Source organism: Formosa sp. Hel1_33_131 (genome assembly GCF_001735745.1).
Lineage (GTDB): Bacteria > Bacteroidota > Bacteroidia > Flavobacteriales > Flavobacteriaceae > Hel1-33-131.
Map to the genome: position 1 here is coordinate 1,621,980 of NZ_CP017260.1, position 17,485 is coordinate 1,639,464.

Here is a 17,485-nt window from a genome sequence, read left to right on the forward strand (position 1 = left end):
ATGACCTGCGTTATTCGGTGGCTTTTTGTTTAAATTTCTTAATTTTGCGACCTTAATAGCAATGAATAATGAGCGCGACATTTCCTGAGTATAAAGGACTTAACTTACCAAACGTAGCAGACGAGATGCTGAAGTTTTGGGAGGAACATGATATTTTTGACAAAAGCATTACCACTCGAGAAGGGAAACCTCCTTATGTTTTTTTTGAAGGCCCTCCATCCGCCAATGGATTGCCAGGGGTACATCATGTTTTGGCACGTGCTATAAAAGATATTTTTCCGCGTTATAAAACCATGAAAGGGTTTCAAGTAAAGCGTAAAGCCGGTTGGGACACGCACGGACTCCCTATCGAGTTGGGTGTTGAAAAAGAATTGGGAATTACCAAAGAAGACATCGGTAAAACCATCTCTGTAGAAGACTATAACGCTGCCTGTAGAACCGCGGTGATGCGTTACACAGACATCTGGAATGACCTTACCCAAAAAATGGGTTACTGGGTCAATATGGACGACCCTTATGTTACTTACGATCCAAAATACATGGAAAGTGTATGGTGGCTTCTAAAACAAATTTACAACAAGAACCTTATTTATAAAGGCTATACCATTCAACCCTATTCGCCAAAAGCGGGCACAGGTTTAAGCTCCCACGAGCTGAATCAACCAGGGACGTATCAAGATGTTACAGACACCACCATTGTAGCACAATTTAAAGCAAACGAAGCATCCCTCCCAGAATTCTTACAGAACGAAGGGCCTGTTTTATTTTTAGCATGGACCACAACTCCGTGGACCTTGCCGAGTAATACGGCTTTAACCGTAGGGCCAAAAATTGAATATGTACTCGTAAAGACCTATAATCAATACACCTTTGAAGCGACCAATGTGGTGGTCGCAAAAGCTTTGGTTGGGGAACAATTTAATGGAAAGTTCAAAGAAGTAGAAAATGCAGAAGGTCTGGAAGGCTATCAGTCTTCAAGCAAAACCATCCCATTTTACATTGTAAAATCGTTTATAGGAAAAGACCTTGTAGGAATTTCTTATGAGCAATTGTTAGATTACGCATTACCAAACGACAACCCAGAAAATGCATTCCGAATTATTTCAGGTGATTTTGTAACCACTGAAGATGGAACTGGAATTGTACATACTGCGCCTACATTTGGGGCTGATGATGCGATTGTTGCCAAGCAAGCAATTCCTGAAATCCCACCATTATTGGTAAAAGATGCGGACGGTAATTTAGTACCACTTGTAGATTTACAAGGACGTTTCAGACCTGAAGTTGCAGAATTTGCAGGACGTTTTGTGAAAAACGAATACTATCCAGAAGGCGAAGCCCCCGAAAAATCGGTGGATGTCGAGCTGGCAATTAAGTTAAAAATTGAAAATAAAGCCTTTAAGGTTGAAAAATATAAGCACAGTTATCCAAATTGTTGGAGAACCGATAAGCCTATTTTATATTACCCATTAGACTCTTGGTTTATAAAAGTAACCGACGTCAAGGATCGCATGTTTGATCTGAATCAAACGATCAATTGGAAGCCAAAAAGTACGGGCGAAGGTCGTTTTGGCAACTGGTTAGCAAATGCAAATGACTGGAATTTGTCACGCTCTCGCTATTGGGGAATTCCCCTTCCAATATGGAGGACTGAAGACGGAAAAGAAGAAATATGTATTGGTTCTGTGGAAGAACTCAAAGCAGAAATGCAAAAAGCAGTGCAAGCAGGAGTTTTAGAAAATGACATTTTTGAAGATTTTGTAGTCGGCGATCAATCGCTTGAAAATTACTCCAAAATCGATTTGCATAAAAATATTGTGGATGCCATTACCTTAGTGTCTCCTTCTGGAAAGCCAATGCACCGCGAAAGTGATTTGATTGATGTATGGTTTGACTCTGGAAGTATGCCGTATGCTCAATGGCATTATCCATTTGAAAACAAAGACCTTATTGATCAAAACAAAGCATTTCCAGCAGATTTTATTGCGGAAGGTGTCGATCAAACACGAGGTTGGTTTTATACGCTTCATGCGATCGCAACCATGGTTTTTGATTCTGTGGCTTATAAAAATGTGGTTTCTAACGGCTTAGTTTTAGACAAAAACGGACAGAAAATGTCCAAACGTTTGGGCAATGCAACCGATCCTTTTGAAACTTTATCCATTTACGGCGCAGATACAACACGCTGGTATATGATTAGCAATGCGAATCCGTGGGATAATTTAAAATTTGATAGTGAAGGTATTGAAGAAGTGAAACGTAAGTTTTTCGGAACCTTATACAATACTTATACATTTTTCACTCTCTATGCAAATATTGATAAATTCAGCTATGCGGAGGCGGACATTTCAACTGAAGACCGTCCAGAAATTGACCGCTGGATTTTATCAGAATTAAACTCATTAATTGAGAAAGTGGATGCCTATTATGCGGACTATGAGCCCACAAAAGCAGCCCGTGTTATTTCAGAATTTACACAAGAATATTTAAGCAACTGGTATGTCCGCCTCAGTAGAAGACGCTTCTGGAAAGGGGAGTATCAAACCGATAAAATATCCGCTTATCAAACCTTATACACCTGTATGTTAACCATTGCGAAGTTGGGAGCTCCTATCGCGCCTTTCTTTATGGATCGTTTGTATTTAGATTTGAATTCAGCAACACACAAAGAAACCTTTGAAAGTATCCATTTAGCAGATTTCCCATCGGCAGACACAACGCTCATCGATAAAAATTTAGAGCGTAAAATGGAGCAAGCACAAACAATTTCATCCTTAGTCTTGTCTTTACGCGCAAAAGAAAAAATCAAAGTTCGACAGCCTTTACAAAAAATCATGATTCCGGTGAATTCCACCATTCAAAAAGAAGATATTTTAGCGATTGCCGACTTGGTAAAACACGAAGTCAATGTGAAAGAAGTTGAATTGTTAGAAGATGCATCCGATATTTTGGTGAAACAAATCAAGCCAAATTTTAAAGCTTTGGGCCCACGATTTGGAAAGGACATGAAGTTAATTGCCAATGCCATTCAAAACCTAAAACCCGAAGACATCAAGGAAATTGAAGAAAAAGGAGAGTTAGGTATTGAAATTAATGGAAAAAGTATTAATTTGGAGCGCAATGATGTAGAGATTACCTCTCAAGATATCGAAGGATGGTTGGTAGCCAATCAAGGAGCCGTAACGGTCGCTTTGGATGTTACCATTTCGGAAGCTTTAAAAGAGGAAGGAATCGCGAGAGAATTGGTCAATAGAATTCAAAATTTAAGAAAAGATTCTGGATTTGAACTCACCGATCGAATTGAGGTTTATTTACAATCAGAAGTTGCTATCGATAACGCTGTAAAACAAAATTTAGAATATATTAAACTAGAAACATTAACGGAAGAGCTACACTTAGTAGCACAACTAGATAAGGGTGTTGACATTTCTTTTGATGCGATTAACACCAAGTTGTATATCCAAAAATCCATATAATTATGTCCATTGAAAATACAAGTAGATATTCGGATAACGATTTAGAAGAATTCAAAATACTCATTCTTAAAAAAATCGAGAAGGCACAGCACGATTTAGACCTTATTAAAAGTGCTTATATGAATGATTTAAACAACGGCACTGAAGATACGTCGCCAACGTTTAAAGCTTTTGATGAAGGCAGTCAAGTGATGAGTAAAGAATCAAATTCGCAATTGGCCATCCGTCAAGAGAAGTTTATTAGAGACCTGAAAAACGCCTTGAACAGAATTGAAAACAAGACGTATGGTGTTTGTAGAGTGACTAAAAAACTCATCAACAAAAATCGTTTGTTGTTAGTTCCACACGCGACTTTAAGTATTGAAGCAAAGAATATGCAATAATAAAATGTCTAAAAAACAGACACTTTTATTAGTCGCGGTGATTCTTTTTATAGATCAAGCCTCAAAAATATACATCAAAACCCACTTTGAGCTAGGGCAAGAACTGAGGGTTTTTGAAGGATTCAGAATATTTTTTATTGAAAATGAAGGCATGGCGTGGGGCGCCAAACTCAGTGATATTTCTTCTTATATATCCGATTCGAGTGCCAAATTATTTTTAACCATTTTTAGAATTTTTGCTGTTTGTGGCATTGGTTATTGGCTGAATCAAAGCCTCCAGAAAATGACTTCCAAAACTCTGACTGTGGCGTTAGCATTGGTTTTTTCGGGAGCGTTGGGAAATATTATCGACTCCGTTTTTTACGGTATTATTTTCGATGGAAGTTTGGGACAAACGGCGACCTTATTTGCCTCGGAAGGCTATGGAGATCTATTTCATGGCAAAGTAGTGGACATGCTTTATTTTCCTTTATTTAAAGGCTATTTCCCCGAATGGATTCCATTTGTCGGAGGGAATTACTTCTCCTTTTTTGACCCTGTTTTTAACGTTGCAGATATAGCGATTAGTACGGGCGTTGGATTGCTTTTAGTGTTTAATAAAAAAGTATTCCCAAAGTCCTTAACGACTTAAAACGTATAAATTTTTTCTGGAGTCACACAATAATCTAAAGGGATGTCATGCGGTTCAATTCCGTCTATGGCTGCCTCAGCTTCAAAAAATGAAAGTCCAATTTTTAAAGTATCTTTTGAACAGTTTTTTAAAAACTCATCATAAAACCCTTTTCCATACCCAATACGATTTCCTTTTACATCAAAAGCCACTAAAGGAATAAACACGACCTCTATTTGTTCATTACTAATAGGGATGCCATTTTCAGGTTCTGGTATGTTCCACGAATTTGGTTTAAGAATGGTATTGTCTTGTAATAACACATGCGACATGGTTCGGGTTTTAAAGTCGCTTTTAGACACCACAATGTGTTTGTCCTTCCCTGATAGAATCGATAAGATTGGTTCCGTGAGGACTTCTTTTAAAGATTCAATTGTTAAAAATACATGAAAAAATGAATATTTCCATATTGGAAGTTCAAGGACTGAGTTTGCGATTTGAAGACTCAAATCGTTCATCTGTTTGGAACTTAGTTTCTTTCGAAGTTTTTTGTAGTGTGTTCTTAATTCTGATTTTTTCACTCTATAGTTTTTGTTGAAACATAAATAAGCACACCACTATGAGTGTCTATTTCTTTCAATATAAGTTATAATAGCTTGTGCGATATTTTTTTTCGATGCCCCTTCAATCCCTTCGAGCCCTGGGGTTGAATTGATTTCCATAATTAAAGGTCCACGGTTCGATTGTAAAATATCGACCCCACAAATGGGTAATTTCAATTTTTGAGCCGCTTTCAAAGCAAGCTTAATTTCTTCTTCGTTGAGTTTGTGATAGGTATAAGTTCCCCCTCTGTGAAGATTAGATCTAAATTCGCCCTCTTTTCCTTGGCGTTTCATACCGCCTACCACCTGATTATCTACAATCAAGGCACGTAAATCGCTGCCCTTAGCTTCTGCAATATACTCTTGTACAAGTGCTCTCGCTTCCAATCCGTTAAAAGCTTCTAGTACAGACTCAGCTGCGTTTTTGGTTTCTGCCAAAACCACACCAATCCCTTGCGTACCTTCCAACAATTTGATGACCACAGGAGTTCCGCCGACATGAGAAATCACTTTTTCTACATCAAAAGAATAATTGGTAAATACAGTTTTAGGCATATCTACACCCGCTTTGGAAAGGTGTTGAAAACTCCTTAGTTTGTCTCTAGAACGGATAATAGCATCTGAGGAAACGGTCGAAAACACATTCATCATTTCAAACTGTCGGACCACTGCACAACCATAATAGGTTACAGAAGCGCCAATGCGCGGAATGATCGCATCTACATAATCCAGATATTTATCGTTATGAGAAACCGTTGGTTTTTCTTTTTCAATAATCAAATCGCATTCCAAAGGGTCAATCACTTCTACTAGGTGATTCCGACGTTCTCCTTCCTCAACAAGTCTTTGAGTTGAGTATAGATCTTTATTACGCGATAATATTACAATATTCATGATATCGGATGGTTATACCCTTGCAAGATACTAAAAATGCAAATTCAATTTTTACAATCGTTGGAATTAATATATCTTTGAATTAATGAGTAATTCCAACATAGAGCTTCAATTAAAAACCTTGCCCAACACGCCTGGCGTCTATCAATTTTATGACGCTGCAGGCGTGGTCATCTATGTAGGTAAAGCAAAAAATTTAAAAAATCGGGTGCGCTCGTATTTTAATAAAGTGCATGACTACGGAAAAACAAATGTGCTTGTTAAAAAAATTGTTGAGATTAAGCACATTGTCGTAGAGACGGAAACGGATGCCTTATTGCTTGAAAATAATCTGATAAAAAAATACCAGCCTCGCTATAATGTGCTCTTAAAAGATGATAAATCCTACCCTTGGATTTGCATTAAAAAAGAACCTTTTCCGAGAGTGTTTCAAACTCGACGTATGATTAAAGATGGGTCTGAATATTTTGGACCCTATACCAGTATCAAAACGGTATATACGCTTTTAGATCTGATAAAAGGTCTGTTTCCTCTTCGTACCTGTAAGTACGATTTATCTAAAGAAAAAATTCACAATCAGAAATATAAAGTATGTTTGGAGTACCATTTAGGCAACTGTAAAGGGGCTTGTGAAGCCAGAGAAGCCGAAGCCTCCTATTTAGAAAACATTGCTACGATTCGCGAAATCTTAAAAGGAAATTTTAAAAATTCAATCTCTGTTTTTAAATCTCAAATGAAAACATTTGCAGAAAATTTAGAGTTTGAAGCGGCACAATCCTTGAAAGAAAAATTACAAGTTCTTGAAAATTATCAAGCAAAATCAACCATTGTGAATCCTAAAATTAGCAATGTAGATGTGTTTTCAATTGTGAGCGATGAAAGTTATGCCTATGTCAACTTTTTACAACTTTCTTATGGAGCGATCATTCGGTCGCATACCATGGAGCTGAAAAAGAAACTTCAAGAAAGCGATCAAGCGTTGTTAGAACTTGCCATTACAGAAATGCGTCAACGTTTTGCGCTCGAATCCAAAGATATTTATGTGCCTTTTGAAGTCAATTTAGGGCCAGATTTCAGGATCACTATTCCCAAAGTAGGGGATAAAAAACAGTTGATTGATCTGTCGCTACGGAATGCGAAGTACCAACGCCTGGAACAATTAAAGCAGGTTAAAATAACAGATCCCGACCGTCATGTAGATCGGATCATGGCGCAGATGAAATCAGACTTGAGACTTTCAGAAGCACCAACCCATATTGAATGTTTTGACAATTCAAATATTCAAGGAACACACCCCGTAGCCGCTTGTGTTGTTTTTAAAAACGGAAAACCGAGCAAAAAAGAATACCGTAATTTTAATATTAAAACAGTCGAAGGTCCTGATGATTATGCTTCTATGACCGAGGTGGTTTACCGACGCTATAAACGCTTGCTAGAGGAAAAACTGCCCTTGCCACAGTTAATAATCATTGATGGAGGGAAAGGGCAATTATCTGCTGCTTTAAAGAGTTTGGACGATTTAGAGCTGCGTGGAAAAATTGCAATCATCGGAATTGCAAAACGTTTGGAAGAATTATTCTATCCAAATGATCCAATTCCCTTATATTTAGACAAAAAAAGCGAAACACTAAAAATTATACAGCAACTCCGGAATGAAGCGCATCGATTTGGAATTGAGCATCATCGAAACAAACGAAGTAAAACGGCCTTAAACTCGGAGTTGGAATCTATAGTTGGTATTGGAGACAAAACAATTTTAGAGTTATTAAAAAATTTCAAGTCTGCACAACGTGTTTCATTTGCAGCCTTAGATGAATTAGAGCAAGTTATTGGAGTGTCAAAAGCTCATATTATTTATAATTACTATCAAAATAAACCCCATGCGTAACCTATTAATCTTATTTTTTCTATTCTTTTTTCATTGGAGTTTTTCTCAAGAATCTGAGCGAAAAAATCCAAGAGTTGGCTTAGTTCTTAGTGGTGGGGGCGCCAAAGGATTTGCACATATAGGAGTGCTAAAAACTTTGGACAGCTTAGGTGTTCGTGTCGATTACGTTGCGGGCACAAGTATGGGGGCTGTCATTGGAGGCTTGTATGCGGCTGGATATTCAGGAAAGCAATTGGATTCTATTATTAGTGCAGCCAATTTTGATCTTCTTATAACGGATGCAGTACCAAGAAAATCTAAGACGTTTTATGAACGAAAAAACGCAGAAAAATATGCGCTATCACTCCCTTTTAGCAACTTTAAGATTCACTTGCCGTCTTCTATTTCGAGAGGGCAAAACGTATTCAATTTACTTTCAAAATTAACTTTAAATGTCAGTGGGGTTAAAGATTTTAGTAAACTTCCAGTTCCATTTTATTGTATTGCAACGGATATGCAAACGGGTCAAGAAGTTGTTTTAGACCATGGAAATTTAGCACAAGCAATTGCAGCGAGCAGCGCCTTGCCAACCCTTTATCAGCCCGTAACATTGGATAATAAATTATTAATGGATGGAGGCATCGTGAATAATTATCCTATAATAGGGTTAGAATCAAAAGACTTAGACATCATTATTGGAGTTGATGTGCAAGATGGTCTTCTTACAATTAATAAGTTGGAATCGGTATCTAATATTTTGATTCAAATTAGTAACTTTAGAGTAGCTGAAGAGATGGTAGGGAAGTCCAAATTAACTGATATATACATCAAACCCAAAGTGTCTGAATATTCGATTGTTTCTTTTAAAGACGGTGACGAAATTATTCGGAAAGGACAAACAGCAGTATCTCCACATCTAGAGGGATTAAAAACGATTGCTAAGGCACAAAATTTCACAAAAACAGAGGCGAGTATCCCCGAAATTCAAAAAATTAAAATTAATGACATTTCAATTTCTGGCCTAAATAAATATACCGCTGCGTACGTGAGAGGAAAATTGAGATTTAGAACTGGTGAAACAATTAGTTTTGACGACTTTAGTAAAGGGGTAAACAATTTAGTAGCCACAAATAATTTTGACAGTTTTTTATATAAATTTTCTCCTGCTGATCAAGGGTATAATTTCAGTGCGAAAGTTACAGAGGCAAAAAATACGGCCTTTATAAAGTTTGGAGTACACTACGATCCGTTGTATAAAAGCGCAGCACTACTCAACTTAACTAAAAAACAATTGATTTTTAAAAATGATGTGGTATCGTTGGATTTTATTCTAGGAGATAACACCCGCTACAATTTTGACTATTATATTGATAAGGGTTTTTATTGGAGTGTGGGGATAAACTCTAAATATATAGGGTTTGATAATTTCACTAATCCAGCGGGACTCATTGACGAAGGTATGTATCCAGAAATCGATAAAATTCAGATGACTTTCAGTGAGTTTACGCACCAAATTTTTGCAGAAACGTTGATTAAAAAAGACTTAGCACTAAAAATTGGAGTGGAGTTGAAGGATTTAAAAATCACCACGAATGATAATGTGTTTTTATCCGTTTTTGACACCACAGAATATAGGATTGAGGATGGAGAATTCTATAGCCTTTTCGGGTCACTAAAGATTGATACCATCGACAATAAATTTTTCCCCACAAGCGGGTTCCTTTTTGAAGGTAATTTTAAATTTTATTTTGCATCCTCAGACTTCAGGGATGATTTCAACGAATTAACAACCTTTAAATCCCAAATATCAAAAGCATTTAAAATCGCAGACAAACTTTCTATGAATGTAAGCACTGAAGGCGGGTTTAAGGTTGGAAGTAGCGATACTAAGATACTTCATTTTGGACTTGGAGGCTATGGGTCTAATTATTTTAATAACTATTCTACGTTTTATGGATATGATTATTTTTCGCTTAATGGAAATAGTTTTGTAAAAATAGCTTCGACACTTGATTATGAGTTTATAAACAACCATCATTTTAATTTTTCAGCCAATTTCGCTAATATTGGTGATGATATTTTTTTAAACAGCAAATGGTTTGAATCACCTTCTTATGGAGGGTATTCAGTTGGGTATGGATTAGAAACAATTTTTGGACCTATAGAGTTAAAATACAACTGGTCTGGAGGGTCAAACGAGTCGGGTTTTTATGTGAATGTCGGTTACTGGTTTTAAGCTTTATAAGCCCCAACAAAAAAATATTATGGACTTAAGAGGCATTCATTTTATAGTTTGGAATAATAATTGCAAATTTGTAACCACCATTATAATACGTTGAACTCATGATCTATCATATATTTTAATGAAAAAATCAGTATTAATACTCCTTTTATTTATAAGCTTCCAGTTCTTAGGCGCTCAAGAGTCCTCTTCTTTTCAAGCAGGAGAATGGCTCCGATTTAAACTCAGCTATAGTGGGTGGATGAAAGCAGGCAACGCCACTCTCGAAGTAACTGAAAGTATTTACAAAAACATTCCTGTCTATAAAGTCGTTGGAAAAGGCTGGACAACAGGTCCTGTGAAGTGGGTTTTTAAAGTTGAAGACCATTACGAAAGTCATTTTGATAAAGTAACTGGTCAGCCTTATAAGTTTGTTAGAAATATTGACGAAGGTGGCTATACCAAAAATAGAATTGTAGATTTTGATCATGTGCAAAATAAAGCACTGATAAATGATTTGAAAGACAACACACATTCAACGGTTGATATTGAGCAAAACATCCAAGATTTAGTGTCGGCATATTATTATTTGAGAAATAATTACAATACAGATACCATCCAAGAAGGAGATGTCGTAGAGCTTAATATATTTTTTGACGGTGAAACGTTTTTATTTAAACTAAAATATTTGGGTCGAGAAACGATTGATACGGAGTTTGGAAAAATTAAGTGTATAAAATTCAGACCTTATGTCATGGCTGGACGCGTTTTTAAAGAAGAAGAAAGTTTAACATTATGGGTGAGCGCCGACAAAAATAAAGTGCCCATTAAAATAAAAGCAGATTTACAAGTTGGCTCATTAAGAGCCGATTTAGAAGCCTTAAAAGGACTTAAGCACCCCTTTGAAATCCAACTATAAAAAGCGATGACAAAAAAACCGACTACTGAAGAATTATTAAATCTTCTTGATGATAAATACAGTGCGATACATCAAGATCGTGAAGTGCATCTCGAAGGATTATTGCACAGTAACTCCATAACCTACTGGGACTATATACATACAGATGCGTTATTAGGCTTGCAAATTCAACGGACCAATCTTCCTGACGAAATGGTATTTATTGCTTACCATCAAATTAATGAATTGATTTTTAAAATGATTCTTTGGGAAATTAAACAAGTTTCCGATTCGTCTTCTTTAGAAGTCAATTTTTTTCAAGACAAACTCATGCGAATCAGTCGTTATTTTGATATGTTAACCACCTCTTTCAATATCATGAGAGAAGGGATGGATGTCGCTCAGTATAATAAATTCAGACATACACTAACCCCTGCGAGTGGGTTTCAAAGTGCACAATATCGTAAAATTGAATTTGCTTCTACAGAACTTATTAATCTGATTGATGTGCGTTTTCGTGGCAATATTGATCGAGAGACTCCTTTTGAGCACGCCTTTGAACATTTGTATTGGCAAGCTGCTGGGAAAGATTACAAAACAGGTCAGAAATCTACCTTATTATCCAACTTTGAAAATCGTTATAAAGAAGAATTTATCACCTTTATGAAGGTCTATAACACCAAAAATATTTGGACACGTTTCAAAGAATTACCCCTTGAAGCCCAACAAAAAAAGAGTCTTGTGGAGGCTATGAGGCATTATGATTATACCGTTAACATCACATGGGTGATGGCGCACTATAACGCCGCTAAACACTATATTTTAGGAAAAGATGGCGATGGAGAAGCTACCGGCGGAAGCGATTGGCAAAAATATATGCATCCAAAATACCAAAAACGAATATTTTTTCCTGAACTTTGGAGCCAAGATGAAAAAGATAATTGGGGACATGACGTTGAGTAAGTATAAAAAGTATTTTAATGTAAAATTTTTCCTTTACGGATTTGTTGCAATCAGCCTTTACAGTATTTTTAAAAGTTGTTCGAAAGACACTTTGGTTGAAGAAGTAATAGAGGAGGTAACGATTCAACCAGATAATTTTAAATTCGGTTACAACCTCAATAATTATCAGGTTATAAACGACACTGTGAGAAGTGGAGATAGTTTTGGCGTACTGCTCGAAAAACATCAGTTATTTTATCCGAAAATCCATCATATCTCAGAAAAAACAAAAGAGGTTTTTGATGTACGCCGCCTGAGAATTGGGAAACCTTACACGGTTTTGTTTTCGAAAGAAGAGACTAAGGCCCCCTTGGTTTTCATATATCAGCCTAGTAAAATAGAATACCTAGTCGTTGAATTTTGTGATTCAATTATTGCGAGTATTGAAAGAAAGCCCGTTAAAATCATTGAAAAGGAATCCTTTGGTGTCATAGAAAGTACACTTTCTGAAACGATGGAAAATCAAGGACTGCCTACCCAATTGATTTATGATATGTCTGATGATATTTATGCTTGGACCATCGATTTTTCGAGACTCCAAAAAGGCGATAATTTTAAAGTGATTTATAACGAACGTTTTGTGGACGACTCTGTATATGCAGGGATTGAAAGTATCAAAGCAGCATATTTTGAACACAAAGGCGAGGCATTTTATGCCTTCAATTATATGAATCAAGAGTCGAAAAACAACACCGATTATTTTGATGAAAACGCCAAAAGTCTTCGTAAAGCCTTTTTGAAAGCACCCTTACAATTCAGTCGCATTTCCTCTAGATACAATCTAAAAAGAAGAATTGCTTATTACGGAAACCGTGTAAAACCTCATAAAGGAACCGATTTTGCAGCCCCAATTGGCACACCTATTTTAGCAACCGCCAACGGAACCGTCATTGAATCGAGACGAAAAGGAGGCAATGGAAACTATGTAAAGATTAGACATAACGCTACCTTTAGCACTCAGTATCTGCACATGAGCAGACGCTTGGTGAAGGTTGGGGACTACGTCAAACAAGGCGACGTAATTGGCAAAGTAGGCATGACTGGAAATACGGGCGGTCCCCATGTATGCTATCGTTTTTGGAAAAACGGAAAGCAAGTAGATCCCTTTCGTCAAAAATTACCAGATGCAAAAGCATTACCAGCACATTTAAAATCTAACTTTGAGGAATTTATCGCGCCTTTAAGACAACAACTCGATTCAATAAACTAATATTATATATTTAAAATTAACTGATGGCATTACAATCAATAAATCCAACTGAAACAAAAACGTGGGCAAAATTAAAAGTTCACTTTGAAACAATCAAGGATCAGCACATGAAAACATGGTTTGCTGAAAACCCAGGCCGTGCAGATGAATTCACCATACAATGGGACGATTTTTATGTTGATTTTTCAAAAAACAGAATCAATTCTGAAACCATGACACTTTTTAAAGAATTGGCTGAGGAACTTCAACTAAAAGATGCCATTTCAAAATATTTTGAAGGCGATGTGATCAATCACACTGAAGGCAGAGCTGTACTTCATACCGCACTGAGAGCGCCTGAAGACACTAATGTTTTAGTCGATGGCGAAAATGTGATGCCAGAAATATATAAGGCAAAAACTTTAATAAAAAACTTTTCGGAGGCCATTATCAATGGTACTAAAAAAGGATACACAAATAAAGCATTTACCGATATTGTGAATATCGGAATAGGCGGTTCAGATTTAGGACCTGCTATGGTGGTGGATTCTTTGGCTTTTTACGGCAATCATCTCACACCTCATTTTGTGAGTAATGTGGATGGCGATCACGTCAACGAAGTCTTAAAAACACTCAATCCAGAAACCACGCTTTTTGTAATTGTCTCTAAAACATTCACCACTCAAGAAACACTATCAAATGCAAACACCATTAGAGAGTGGTTTTTAAACTATGCCACTCAAGACGATGTCGCCAAGCATTTTGTAGCAGTGTCCACCAATACTGCGAAGGTACAAGCCTTTGGCATTGAGCCTTCCAACATCTTTCCTATGTGGGATTGGGTAGGCGGTCGTTTTTCGCTTTGGAGTGCCGTCGGATTAAGCATTAGTTTGTCTGTTGGATATGAGAACTTTGAGGCACTTTTAGAAGGAGCCCATAAAATGGATACCCATTTTAAAGAAGAAGAATTTGAAACAAACATTCCAACCGTCTTGGCTTTTTTAAGCATTTGGTATAATAATTTTTTCAAAGCAGAAAGTGAAGCAGTCATCCCTTACACGCAATATTTGAATCAATTTGCCACTTACCTTCAGCAAGCCATTATGGAAAGTAATGGGAAAAGCATTGACCGATCTGGGAAGCAAGTGGACTACCAAACAGGGAATTTAGTTTGGGGAGAGCCTGGCACCAATTCGCAACATGCCTTTTTCCAATTAATCCACCAAGGAACAAAATTGATTCCTGCGGATTTTATTGGGTTTACAAAATCATTACACGGCAATAAAGACCACCAAGATAAACTGATTTCTAACTTTTTTGCACAAACAGAAGCACTGTTAAATGGTAAAACAGAAGCTGAGGTACAGACAGAAGGCACCTCCGCAGAAATTGTTCCTTTTAAAGTATTTGAAGGCAACAAACCAACCAATACCATTTTTATCAAACAACTCACTCCTGAAAGTTTAGGGAAATTAATTGCGATGTATGAACACAAAATATTTGTTCAAGGAGTGGTGTGGAATGTCTTTAGTTATGATCAATTTGGAGTCGAATTAGGTAAACAATTAGCGACCAAAATTTTAGATGAAATTAACACGGGTTCTGTAACGAACCACGACGCTTCTACTATCAATCTTTTAAGGCACTACAAGAAGAACAGCTAAAAGAGCTATTAATTTTTTGTTAACAATCAAACTCATATTGTTAATAATAAGATAATTGTAATCTGTTTAATAATCCTTACTTTTGTTTAATAAATTTAACCAATTATTAAACATAATTAAAATTATGAAAAAGATTACACAATTATTATCTTTCGCCTTGATGGTGTGTACGTTATCAGTTGCTGCTCAAAGCACTGTGACAGGTACAATCATTGACGCTGGACAACAAGCGCCTTTACCAGGAGCTACTGTTGTAGAGAAAGGAACGTCAAATGGCGTATCTTCTGATTTCGATGGAAACTTTACGATTAACTCTTCAAGCTCAACTGGTGAGGTCGTAATTTCCTATGTTGGCTTTGTGTCTAAAACAATTTCTTTTACTGGGAATATGGACCTCGGATCCGTTTCACTAGAAGCAAGTGAATTCGGTTTAGAAGAAGTTCAAATTTTTGCTTCTGTTGCAGTGGACAGAAAAACACCCGTAGCAGTTTCAACAATCAGAGCGGCTGAAATTGAACTTAAATTAGGAACACAAGAATTTCCTGAAATTTTAAAATCAACTCCAGGTGTCTATGCGACAAAAGCTGGAGGTGGATATGGTGATGGTAGAATTAACCTTAGAGGGTTTAACTCAGAAAATGTTGCCGTACTTATAAATGGTATTCCAGTCAATGACATGGAAAATGGTCGTGTATACTGGAGTAACTGGGCTGGACTCGGAGATGTTACTTCTTCTATGCAGGTTCAAAGAGGTCTTGGAGCTTCTCGAGTAGCAGTACCTTCTATTGGAGGAACCATTAATATTATCACTAAAACAACGGATGTTGAAACTGGGGGTAATGTGTTTTCGTCAATTGCAAATGATGGATATGAAAAACTAGGTGCAACTTACTCTACAGGGGTTATGGATAATGGTCTTGCCGCTACAGTTTCTGCAGCGAGAACAAGAGGAAATGGCTATGTTGATGGTACGGAATTTAATGGTGTATCTTATTTCTTAAACTTATCTAAAGAAATCAATGACGCTCATAAAATATCATTCTCAGTGTTTGGAGCTAAACAACGTCATGGACAAAGACAAAACAGACAGTTAATTGAAACGTTCAAAAACTCAGAAAGAGGCAGAAAATTCAATTCAGATTGGGGTTACAAAAATGGAGAAGTTACTCATCAAGAGGATAACTTCTACAACAAACCACAAATGTCATTAAATCACTACTGGACAATTAGTGAAAAGTCTAGTTTATCTACTGTATTGTATGCTTCTTTTGGCTCTGGTGGCGGAGGAGGAACTGCAGGTGAGAATAAATTTATTTTTGACGGTTCAGGTTACAGTGATTACAGAAATGGTTTATATGGAACTATAGATTTCGATCAAATTGTTGACGAAAACATCGCAAGAGGAGCACTCGGATCAGAAACAGTTTTGAGAGCATCTCACAACGACCACAATTGGTTTGGAGCGTTATCGACTTTCAAAACAGATTTTTCAGACGATCTTGTTTTGTTAACTGGATTAGATGTTAGAAGCTACACAGGTAAGCACTATCAAACAGTTACAGATCTTTTAGGAGGACAGTACTTCCTAGATAACAATAACGAAAACAATCCTAATGCAGCATTGCAAGTAGGAGATAAAAGAAGTTATTATAATGACGGTAATGTAGGTTGGTTAGGAGCATTTGCTCAGTTAGAGTATGATGTGAATGAAAACTTCAACACATTTGTTTCTTTAGCATTATCAAATACATCGTACCAAAGAGTTGATTATTTCAATTACTTAGATTCTGATGCATTACAAACTACAGATACTTACAATTTCGTAGGCTACAGTGCTAAAGGGGGTGCTAACTACAGAATTGATGCTAAAAACAATGTTTTTGTAAACATTGGATACTTTGAAAAAGCTGCAGGTTTTGATGCAGTATTCTTGAACTTCAATAATGAGACGATTAATGCAGATGCAGAAAATCAAAAAATTACTAGTTTTGAATTAGGGTACGGATACAGATCAGGTAAGTTGTCTGCGAATGTAAATGTATACTATACTGCATGGAGAGACAGAACAGAAACTCAAAGTTTCAGACAGCCAGACAATACGAATGCTGTTGCTAATATTTTAGGTGTGGATGCTGTTCACCAAGGACTTGAATTAGATTTTGTTTACAGAGCTACAGAAAAATTAAAAATCACAGGAATGGCTTCATTTGGTGATTGGAGATGGGATAGCGATGTAGAAAATGTTCAAATTGTAAATGAAGATCAAGAAGTTGTTGACAATGTAAACTTATTTATAAAAGATTTACATGTTGCTGATGCAGCTCAAACAACAATGGCTTTAGGAATTAATTATAAATTAACTCCAAAAACAAAGTTTATTGTTGATTACAATTACTATGCTAATATTTATGCTGATTTTGATCCAAGTGATAGAGGAACTCAAGGAGCTCCAGACGCATGGAAAATGCCTGATTACGGCTTGTTTGACACAGTAATCAGTCATACTTTCGACTTAGGACCTTTTGAAACGACTATGACGGCTCGCATGAACAATGCGTTTGACACGGAATATATTTCAGATGCTAGAGATGGATCTGGATCTGTATCTAGCACTGCTTTGGTGTATTATGGTTACGGAAGAACATTCAGCCTTGGCGCAAAACTTAATTTCTAAAAAAA

At 36.6% G+C, this 17,485-nt stretch carries 12 protein-coding genes; 10 read left to right on the plus strand and 2 right to left on the minus strand.

The window, feature by feature from the left end; translation table 11 throughout:
• Window positions 1–68 precede the first annotated feature (68 nt).
• From ileS to FORMB_RS07355, 3 genes are read left to right on the plus strand one after another with little or no spacing between them, the layout of a single operon-like run.
• Window positions 69–3,476: an isoleucine--tRNA ligase gene (gene ileS, locus FORMB_RS07345; RefSeq protein WP_069676836.1), complete on the plus strand. Its 3,408-nt coding sequence runs from the start codon at window positions 69–71 to the stop codon at window positions 3,474–3,476.
• Between the two features lie 2 nt (window positions 3,477–3,478).
• Window positions 3,479–3,859 (plus strand): TraR/DksA family transcriptional regulator, encoded by a 381-nt coding sequence (locus FORMB_RS07350; RefSeq protein WP_069676837.1) that lies wholly within the window; start codon window positions 3,479–3,481, stop codon window positions 3,857–3,859.
• Between the two features lie 4 nt (window positions 3,860–3,863).
• Window positions 3,864–4,490 carry a lipoprotein signal peptidase gene (locus FORMB_RS07355; RefSeq protein WP_069676838.1) on the plus strand — a complete coding sequence of 209 codons (627 nt, stop codon included), beginning with the start codon at window positions 3,864–3,866 and terminating at the stop codon, window positions 4,488–4,490.
• Here FORMB_RS07355 and FORMB_RS07360 read toward each other — a convergent pair.
• Both FORMB_RS07360 and rimK read right to left on the minus strand, forming a co-directional pair.
• Window positions 4,487–5,050 carry a 5-formyltetrahydrofolate cyclo-ligase gene (locus FORMB_RS07360; RefSeq protein WP_069676839.1) on the minus strand — a complete coding sequence of 188 codons (564 nt, stop codon included), beginning with the start codon at window positions 5,048–5,050 and terminating at the stop codon, window positions 4,487–4,489. The two genes, FORMB_RS07355 and FORMB_RS07360, sit on opposite strands and share 4 nt — an antisense overlap.
• A gap of 36 nt (window positions 5,051–5,086) precedes the next feature.
• Entirely contained in the window at window positions 5,087–5,965 is an 879-nt protein-coding gene (rimK, locus tag FORMB_RS07365) for a 30S ribosomal protein S6--L-glutamate ligase (RefSeq protein WP_069676840.1), read from the minus strand.
• Between the two features lie 85 nt (window positions 5,966–6,050).
• Between rimK and uvrC the strand changes: the two genes are divergently transcribed.
• The 7 genes from uvrC to FORMB_RS07400 all read left to right on the plus strand — a co-directional run bounded on the left by uvrC (window position 6,051) and on the right by FORMB_RS07400 (window position 17,480).
• Window positions 6,051–7,853, plus strand: coding sequence for an excinuclease ABC subunit UvrC (gene uvrC, locus FORMB_RS07370; RefSeq protein ID WP_069676841.1), 1,803 nt, complete (start codon window positions 6,051–6,053; stop codon window positions 7,851–7,853).
• Window positions 7,846–10,068 (plus strand): patatin-like phospholipase family protein, encoded by a 2,223-nt coding sequence (locus FORMB_RS07375; RefSeq protein ID WP_069676842.1) that lies wholly within the window; start codon window positions 7,846–7,848, stop codon window positions 10,066–10,068. Before uvrC ends, FORMB_RS07375 begins: the two co-directional genes overlap by 8 nt.
• Window positions 10,069–10,195: 127 nt before the next feature.
• On the plus strand, window positions 10,196–10,972 hold the full coding sequence (locus FORMB_RS07380; protein ID WP_069676843.1) for a DUF3108 domain-containing protein: 777 nt from the start codon (window positions 10,196–10,198) through the stop codon (window positions 10,970–10,972).
• Window positions 10,973–10,978: 6 nt separating this feature from the next.
• Entirely contained in the window at window positions 10,979–11,914 is a 936-nt protein-coding gene (locus tag FORMB_RS07385) for a tryptophan 2,3-dioxygenase family protein (protein ID WP_069676844.1), read from the plus strand.
• A complete protein-coding gene (locus FORMB_RS07390; protein ID WP_231925526.1) occupies window positions 11,880–13,163 on the plus strand; it encodes a peptidoglycan DD-metalloendopeptidase family protein in 1,284 nt (427 codons plus the stop codon). Before FORMB_RS07385 ends, FORMB_RS07390 begins: the two co-directional genes overlap by 35 nt.
• 23 nt (window positions 13,164–13,186) lie before the next feature.
• The gene (pgi, locus tag FORMB_RS07395; protein WP_069676845.1) at window positions 13,187–14,806 is read left to right on the plus strand and encodes a glucose-6-phosphate isomerase; all 1,620 of its coding nucleotides are present in this window, start codon (window positions 13,187–13,189) and stop codon (window positions 14,804–14,806) included.
• A 124-nt stretch (window positions 14,807–14,930) separates the two neighbouring features.
• Window positions 14,931–17,480 carry a TonB-dependent receptor gene (locus FORMB_RS07400; protein ID WP_069676846.1) on the plus strand — a complete coding sequence of 850 codons (2,550 nt, stop codon included), beginning with the start codon at window positions 14,931–14,933 and terminating at the stop codon, window positions 17,478–17,480.
• Window positions 17,481–17,485 lie beyond the last annotated feature (5 nt).

What these genes read in the sequence shown, in the direction of transcription:
- pgi (WP_069676845.1), top strand. Translation starts at nt 13,187, where the DNA reads ATGGCATTACAATCAATAAATCCAACTGAAACAAAAACGTGGGCAAAA.
- uvrC (WP_069676841.1), top strand. Translation starts at nt 6,051, where the DNA reads ATGAGTAATTCCAACATAGAGCTTCAATTAAAAACCTTGCCCAACACG.
- FORMB_RS07385 (WP_069676844.1), top strand. Translation starts at nt 10,979, where the DNA reads ATGACAAAAAAACCGACTACTGAAGAATTATTAAATCTTCTTGATGAT.
- FORMB_RS07350 (WP_069676837.1), top strand. Translation starts at nt 3,479, where the DNA reads ATGTCCATTGAAAATACAAGTAGATATTCGGATAACGATTTAGAAGAA.
- FORMB_RS07400 (WP_069676846.1), top strand. Translation starts at nt 14,931, where the DNA reads ATGAAAAAGATTACACAATTATTATCTTTCGCCTTGATGGTGTGTACG.
- FORMB_RS07375 (WP_069676842.1), top strand. Translation starts at nt 7,846, where the DNA reads ATGCGTAACCTATTAATCTTATTTTTTCTATTCTTTTTTCATTGGAGT.
- FORMB_RS07390 (WP_231925526.1), top strand. Translation starts at nt 11,880, where the DNA reads ATGAAAAAGATAATTGGGGACATGACGTTGAGTAAGTATAAAAAGTAT.
- FORMB_RS07355 (WP_069676838.1), top strand. Translation starts at nt 3,864, where the DNA reads ATGTCTAAAAAACAGACACTTTTATTAGTCGCGGTGATTCTTTTTATA.
- rimK (WP_069676840.1), bottom strand. Translation starts at nt 5,965, where the DNA reads ATGAATATTGTAATATTATCGCGTAATAAAGATCTATACTCAACTCAA.
- ileS (WP_069676836.1), top strand. Translation starts at nt 69, where the DNA reads ATGAGCGCGACATTTCCTGAGTATAAAGGACTTAACTTACCAAACGTA.
- FORMB_RS07380 (WP_069676843.1), top strand. Translation starts at nt 10,196, where the DNA reads ATGAAAAAATCAGTATTAATACTCCTTTTATTTATAAGCTTCCAGTTC.